Source organism: Streptomyces anatolicus (genome assembly GCF_019400875.1).
GTDB lineage: Bacteria > Actinomycetota > Actinomycetes > Streptomycetales > Streptomycetaceae > Streptomyces > Streptomyces anatolicus.
Window position 1 is genome coordinate 1 of the sequence record NZ_WMBF01000385.1, and the last position, 6189, is coordinate 6189.

8 protein-coding genes are annotated in these 6189 nt (G+C 68.3%); 3 read left to right on the top strand and 5 right to left on the bottom strand.

What is annotated here, in order from left to right; all coding sequences use genetic code 11:
* Positions 1–394 (top strand): glycosyltransferase family 2 protein (locus GKQ77_RS25420; protein ID WP_258021941.1); only part of this gene is annotated, 394 nt, incomplete at its 5' end.
* Here the strand turns inward: GKQ77_RS25420 and GKQ77_RS25425 are convergent.
* Positions 372–920 carry a cysteine hydrolase family protein gene (locus tag GKQ77_RS25425; protein ID WP_219691266.1) on the bottom strand — a complete coding sequence of 183 codons (549 nt, stop codon included), beginning with the start codon at positions 918–920 and terminating at the stop codon, positions 372–374. The two genes, GKQ77_RS25420 and GKQ77_RS25425, sit on opposite strands and share 23 nt — an antisense overlap.
* A 269-nt stretch (positions 921–1189) precedes the next feature.
* Here GKQ77_RS25425 and GKQ77_RS25430 point away from each other — a divergent pair, with 269 nt between their 5' ends.
* The gene (locus GKQ77_RS25430) at positions 1190–1690 is read left to right on the top strand and encodes a hypothetical protein (RefSeq protein ID WP_308117785.1); all 501 of its coding nucleotides are present in this window, start codon (positions 1190–1192) and stop codon (positions 1688–1690) included.
* Between the two features lie 13 nt (positions 1691–1703).
* On the opposite strand, the gene GKQ77_RS25435 is transcribed toward GKQ77_RS25430, so the two are convergent.
* The 3 genes from GKQ77_RS25435 to GKQ77_RS25445 all read right to left on the bottom strand — a co-directional run bounded on the left by GKQ77_RS25435 (position 1704) and on the right by GKQ77_RS25445 (position 3700).
* Positions 1704–1853: a hypothetical protein gene (locus GKQ77_RS25435; protein ID WP_219691268.1), complete on the bottom strand. Its 150-nt coding sequence runs from the start codon at positions 1851–1853 to the stop codon at positions 1704–1706.
* Positions 1854–1881: 28 nt separating this feature from the next.
* Positions 1882–2616 carry a S1 family peptidase gene (locus tag GKQ77_RS25440; protein WP_219691269.1) on the bottom strand — a complete coding sequence of 245 codons (735 nt, stop codon included), beginning with the start codon at positions 2614–2616 and terminating at the stop codon, positions 1882–1884.
* 112 nt (positions 2617–2728) lie between these two features.
* A complete protein-coding gene (locus GKQ77_RS25445) occupies positions 2729–3700 on the bottom strand; it encodes an ornithine carbamoyltransferase (RefSeq protein WP_308117784.1) in 972 nt (323 codons plus the stop codon).
* 532 nt (positions 3701–4232) lie between these two features.
* Between GKQ77_RS25445 and GKQ77_RS25450 the strand changes: the two genes are divergently transcribed.
* On the top strand, positions 4233–5135 hold the full coding sequence (locus GKQ77_RS25450) for a LysR family transcriptional regulator (RefSeq protein WP_219691270.1): 903 nt from the start codon (positions 4233–4235) through the stop codon (positions 5133–5135).
* 30 nt (positions 5136–5165) lie between these two features.
* Here GKQ77_RS25450 and GKQ77_RS25455 read toward each other — a convergent pair whose 3' ends face one another.
* Positions 5166–5849, bottom strand: coding sequence for a LysE family translocator (locus GKQ77_RS25455; RefSeq protein WP_258021943.1), 684 nt, complete (start codon positions 5847–5849; stop codon positions 5166–5168).
* Positions 5850–6189: the final 340 nt, after the last annotated feature.

A 6189-nucleotide genomic window follows, 5' to 3' on the forward strand; every position in this document is an offset into this window, starting at 1 on the left:
CGGGCACATCGTGCGTGCCGGAGACCCCCGCCTGTTCTGGTCACTGTCCTTCGCCCTCACCGCGGCCACCTGGGAGCGAGTCGGCGGGTTCTGCGAGTCCTACACCGGTTACGGTGCCGAGGACACCGACTTCGCCGCCCGTGCCACCTCACTCGGTGTCGATCTCTGGTGGGTAGGCGGAGCGCCGGCGTACCACCAGTACCATCCGACGCACACTCCGCCCGTCCAGCACCTCGACGACATCCTCCGCAACGGCGCGCTGTACAAGGCCCGTTGGGGCAGCTGGCCCATGCAGGGGTGGCTGCGCGCGTTCGAGGAGCGGGGTCTGGTGGCGTACGACGCGGCGACGGACGACTGGCGCAAGACCGAAGTCAGCGAGCCGGGTCGAGGGTGATGGCGTCGATGGAACACGTCATCGCGGCCATGTTGCGTCGCATCATCCGCAAAGCCGCGTCCGCGAGGTCGGCGTCGATGTGCGCGACCGCTTCGGGGGGCACGACGACGTCGAAGTGCCTGATGTGGGCGTCCAGCGCGGAGTACAGCACGCACTGTTCCGTGACCTGCCCGCACAGGACGAGCTGCTCGACGCCCAGGTCGCCCAGGAGGTACGCGAGCGGCGTTTCGTAGAAGATCGAATGACGGGCCTTGACGACGAAGAGCGAATCCTCGTCCGGGGAGACCGGCTCGACGAGCTCCCCGTGACGCCCGGCAAGCGCGGCGTCCAAGAGTTCTCCGTGGTGTGAGCGCCACCGCCTGAAGTTGTCATTCACGTAGATCACAGGTGTGCCGCTTTCGCGGGCACGCGTGAGCAGATGGGCGATGTGTGGCAGCGCTTTGCGCACGGAAGGCACGAGCGCCTCGGCATCCTCGTGCTCGTACGTGTTGATCATGTCGATCACGACGACGGCTGTCTGCGGCATACGCGTCAGTCTCCCTTCTCATGGTTCCCCCTGCCCGGCGCGAGGGCTCGGATTCGTCCGCGCGCCCCTCTCGGGGTATCGGTCACCGCACGCCGTCCCCCAGGCCCTCCTCGGGGACTCGCGGATGATTGGACAAGCGTCCGCCCGATAGGCTTCTGATAGCCGCGGCCCGGCCTGGGGCCGCCACGCGCGTAGGAGACAACCAACCGATGGCCAGCCGGATACCTTCCTGGGCAAGTGTGTCAGGTCTTACCGTGTCAGCATTGGCTGTGGTTGCGGTACTCGCGATTCAGGCCGAGGGAGTGACCCCTGAGCCTACCGGGCAAAAGAAACCCTCAGCGAGTTCGAGCACGCCGGGCCCCAGCGGCGAGAAGCGCGACAAGGCTGAAGCGCTGCCCAAGGAATCGGGAGCGGGCAAGCGCGTCGTATATTCCCTCCGTCAAGACCGAATATGGCTGGTCGACGGGAGCGGGGACGAGCGTGTGAAAACCTACACGGTGTGGCCCGGGTCGGTGGACCCGAGTGCGGGTGAGCACAAGGTGACGGGTCTGCGGAATGCGACCGTGGGCAGCGATGGGGTTCAGGTCGTCAGGGTCGTCTATTTCTCCGGTTCCGGGGGTACGTCGGCTGCCTTTTCCGCCGCGCGGGACGGGGCATCGCCTGAACCCGCCACCCGGAAGAAGACCGGAGCCATCCGCCTTGGGTCCGACGCCTCCAAAAGCCTGTGGGGCTTCGCGAAACTCGGTACAAGCGTCGTCGTGGTGCGCTGACAATTCCTGCTGTTTACGGGATCAGCTCGCAGTATGCGGCGTTGATGTACCCGGTGACGCCGGTGGAGGGGTCCTTCACCTTGAGCCAGCTGAATTCGCCATTGACGTTCTCGCCGCGAACGCTGGCGAGGAATGTCAGTCGCTGGAGCCAGACGCTCGCCATCCGGTCAGCGGCCGAAGCGGGCGCGCCGCTACCGCCGGATGACCGAGCGGATCCAGGAGAGTTGCTGGGAGACCTCCCCGGCCTCGGCGCTCTTCTCCCGGTCGGAGCCGTTGAAGACGCCGATGAGGGTTTCGGTGCCGCGCGGGCCGACGGTCATCACCGGGCCTCCGGAGTCGCCGCCGGCGGGGATCCCGGAGACCTTCTTCATGCAGAAGTCGGGGCCGCCGGGTGCGGTGTGACCCGCGCACAGGGGGTCGTTCGGCCGTACGACCTTCAGGTCCGACTGCTTGAGGACGGGGGACTGGCAGGCGCTCTCGTCCGTGGTGCAGGTGGCGCCCCATCCGTACTGCCGCACGGCCTGGCCGCGGTGGACGCCGACCGTGGACAGGCGTGCCGTGCGGACGTTCATCGGCGGGACCTTGACGAGCATCATGTCGGCGTGTGCGCTGCCGACGCGTTTGCCGGGTATGGGGCGGACCTTGGTGCCCCTGCGCATGTCGAGACTGCCCACGCGGAAGGAGATCCGCTTGTCGGCGACCGGCCGTGCCTGCTCGTAGAAGCAGTGTGAGGCGGTGAGGATCCACTGGCGGGCGACGGCCGTCCCGGTGCATGCCGGTTTGCCGTCCACGAGCATGCGTACCGCCCACGGGCCGTAGGTGCTCTTCGACCCGCCGATGACAGCCGAGGCCGGAGCGGACGACATCACCGACCCCATGACCAGCGCCAGGGCGGTCAGCAGCAGTACACGAACACGACGCACCATCAGGAACGACTCCTCTCAGGGGAATACAGCTGTACAGGTAGTGAGAGACCCCGCTGAGCGAAAACGTTCCACACGAGCCCTGCGGCACTTCGTGGCGGCGACCACCCCGAGGTCAGCTCTGCTGAGCGGTCCACTCCAGCGTGGACATCGCGCTGGTCAGCTTCATCCTGGCCTGCGCCCAGGCCAGGGACCGGTCGCCGTCGAGGACGCTGCCCGAGACCTCCTCGCCGCGGTGGGCGGGCAGGTCGTGCAGGAACCAGGCGTGCGGCCAGCGCGCCATCAGGGCGTCGTCCACGGAGAAGGGGAGGAACTTCTCGCGCCAGGCCGGGTCCGGCTTGCTCGTGCCCGTGGTCTGCCACCGAGTGGTGTAGACGAAGTCGAAGCCGGCGTCGTCCGGAATCGCGTCCATGGAGTGGACCTCGGTCAGCGTGGTGTGGCGGGTCGCGGCGCGCTTCGCCGCCGCCTCCATGGTGGCGGCCGGTACGCCGTACCCCTCCGGGGTGGCGAAGGTGACGTGGCAGCCCGAGAAGTGGGAGATCCCCTCCGCCAGTGCGGAGGCGGTGTTGTTCCCCTCGCCCACGTACAGGATGCGGACCCCGTCGACCTCTCCCCGGGCCATCTTGACGGTGGCGAGGTCGCAGATCCCCTGGGTGGGGTGCTCCTCGGCCGCCATCGCGTTGATGACCGGCAGACCGCCGTGGCGGGACATGGCGCGCAGATCGTCCAGCGGGCCCGCGGTCCTGGCGACCAGGAGATCCAGCATGCAGCCGAGCATGCGTCCGGTGTCGGCGATGGACTCGCCGGTGTTCGTCTGGAGGTCGTTCGGGCCATACGTCACGGGGGAGCCGCCCAGCCGGATGCACCCCACGGTGAACGCCGTACGCGTACGCGTGGACGTCTTGGCGAAGAGGATTCCCACGGCCTTGCCGCGCAGTGGACGGTCGTGATCGTCAAGGTTCTGATAGAGATCGGCCGAGCGCTGGACAAGCCGGTGCACACTGCTTTGGCTCAGGTCTCCGAGAGAGAGGACCCCTCGTTCCGGAGAGACGGGCGGAGAACCCCCAAGGGACTTCATCATCAGCATTCTTACTTTCCGTTCAGCGGGTCGGCCATGCGCCCGGCCTTTATGAACACAACGTTGCAGTACGGGATCTGATGAGGAACCAGAGTGCGACGGCCACCGATGCTTTTTCGACACGTCGACGCTCGAAATATTTCCGGGCCCCGTCGAGGGTGGGATGAGCAGCGTGAACCACCGTAGGTTTTCGGCCCCGTGGGCCGGCGCCTCACCGGTGGTGCCCCGTCCACGGCGGCCGACCTGCGCTTACTTCGTCGACGCCGGCGTCCGACGTGCCCGTCCGGGCTTCTCTCATCGGGCTGCCCCGGTCCGCGCTTCCCCGGTGCCGCCCGCGCGAGTCGGCGAGCTCGCGCGGCACAAGAGCCGTATCCGTAGCGGGAGTTATGGCAAGTACGCCCGCCGCCAAGGCGAACGAGGGTGCAGCGTACATCGGTTCACTCACATCACTCACTCTGACTGATCCACGCTCCCCGGTACAGCGATAGATCCTTCACCTCATTGGTTAGCCGTACTGTCGAATCGGCTAGAGTTCGGTGGCATGCTCGACCTGCAAAAGTTACGCGTATTACGAGAACTGAAGCACCGCGGCACCCTCGCCGCAGTCGCCCGCGCCCTGTCCTATACGCCTTCCGCCATATCCCAGCAGCTTTCGATGCTGGAGGCAGAGGTAGGCGCTCCCTTGCGCGAACAGTCGGGACGAGGTGTCCGGTTGACCGCACAGGCCGAGATACTCGTCGCCCACACGGAGATCGTGCTTGAGCAACTGGAGCGCGCCGAAGCCGAGTTGGCGGCCTCGATGGAAGAGATCGCCGGAACCGTGCGGCTGGCCTGCTTCCAGACCGCCGCCCTTGCCGTCCTGCCCGCCGCCCTCGCCCAATTGCAGCGCACGCACCCACGGCTGCGGGTGGAGACCACCCAGGTCGAACCCGAGCACGCGCTGCCCAAGCTCATGACCCGCGACTTCGACCTCGTCGTCGCCGAGGAGTACCCCTACGACGCCGAGGCGCGCCAGCCGAATCTGGAACGCCGTGAACTGTGCGTCGGCTCCATGCGCCTGGCCCTGCCCCCGCCCTCGGTCGCGGTGAGCGACCGCGCGGCGCTGCGGAGGGCGGCCGCCCTGCCGTGGATCATGGAGCCGGTCGGGACGGCGGCCCGCCGCTGGGCCATGGCCCTGTGCCGCGAGGCCGGCTTCGAGCCGGACGTGCGCTTCGAGACCACGGACGTCAACGCCCATCTGCGCTGTGTCCAGCAGGGGCACGCCGTAGCCCTCCTGCCCGACCTGCTGTGGCAGGGCAAGCCGCCGACCCTGAACCTCTACGAGCTGCCCCAGGGCTGGGGCTACCGGCGCATCGTCACCGCCGTACGCAAGGGCGGCGGCCAGCAGCCCGCGATCCGCCTCTGCCACGAGGCACTCGAAGCCGCCCTGCCCGGCCCGCGCTAGACCACCCGCGCCGCGCCCGGCCCGGCCTCCTCAGTCGCTCAGCGCCAGCCGCACGCCGAAACCCACGACGACCGTGCCGGTGACGCGGTCCAGGGCACGCCGTGCGGCCGGGCGCCGCAGCCAGTCGCGCAGGGCGAGCGCGAAGACGATCAGCACGGCCGACCAGACCAGGCCGAGCAGGATGTGCACACAGGTCAGCAGCAGCCCCGCGGTCAGATGCGCCGCGTCCGCGGGGATGAACTGGGGCAGCACGGCGACGTAAAAGACCCCGATCTTGGGGTTGAGGAAGTTGGTGACCGCGCCCTGGCGCCAGCCGCTGTACACGCCGTCCTTGCCGGAGTCGGGCTCCCCCTCGGCGAGTTCACCGGCGGGCGTGCGGCGCCAGGTGCGCCAGAGCATGCCCGCCCCCATCCACACCAGGTACGCGACACCGGCCCAGCGCAGCGTCTCGTACGCCACCTGGGACGCGGTCAGCAGGGCGCTCACGCCGAGGGAACTCAGCGCTCCCCACATCAGCGTGCCGGTCTGGATCCCGAGGACCACACCCCACGCCCGGCGCCGCAGACCGAGCCCGGCGGTACGCAGGATGAGGGCGGCGTCGAGGCCGGGGGTAACCGTGAGCAGGCCCACGACCAGGGCGAACGACCACAGTGCCCCGCCCATTGACGCCGTCGGCGGAGCGGTTCCGGCAAGCGATACGAGCGAAGGTTCCATCTCGGACTCCCCACAGTCGGTGCGTCACAGAGGTACGTCCATTTCCGGCAGCCGCCGTGGCGACGGACGGCGGCGCGAGCATATCCAGCGTCCCCGGCGGGAGGGCCGTACCGGCAACCGGTGCGCGGGACCCGATCGGGTACTAGGTCTGGACCTTTCACGAGACCTCTCGGGATGCGCACGAATTTGTTGATCTTGTGACGACGGGAGGCGGCTGTTAATTTTCTCCGCATCGCCCGGCGAACCCCTCCCTGTGCCGCTCACCCGCACGGATCGCCGGCCCTCTTCCTGAACGGAAGCGTCCCCCCGGCGGACAGCCGCCGGCCGCCCTCCCCTCCTC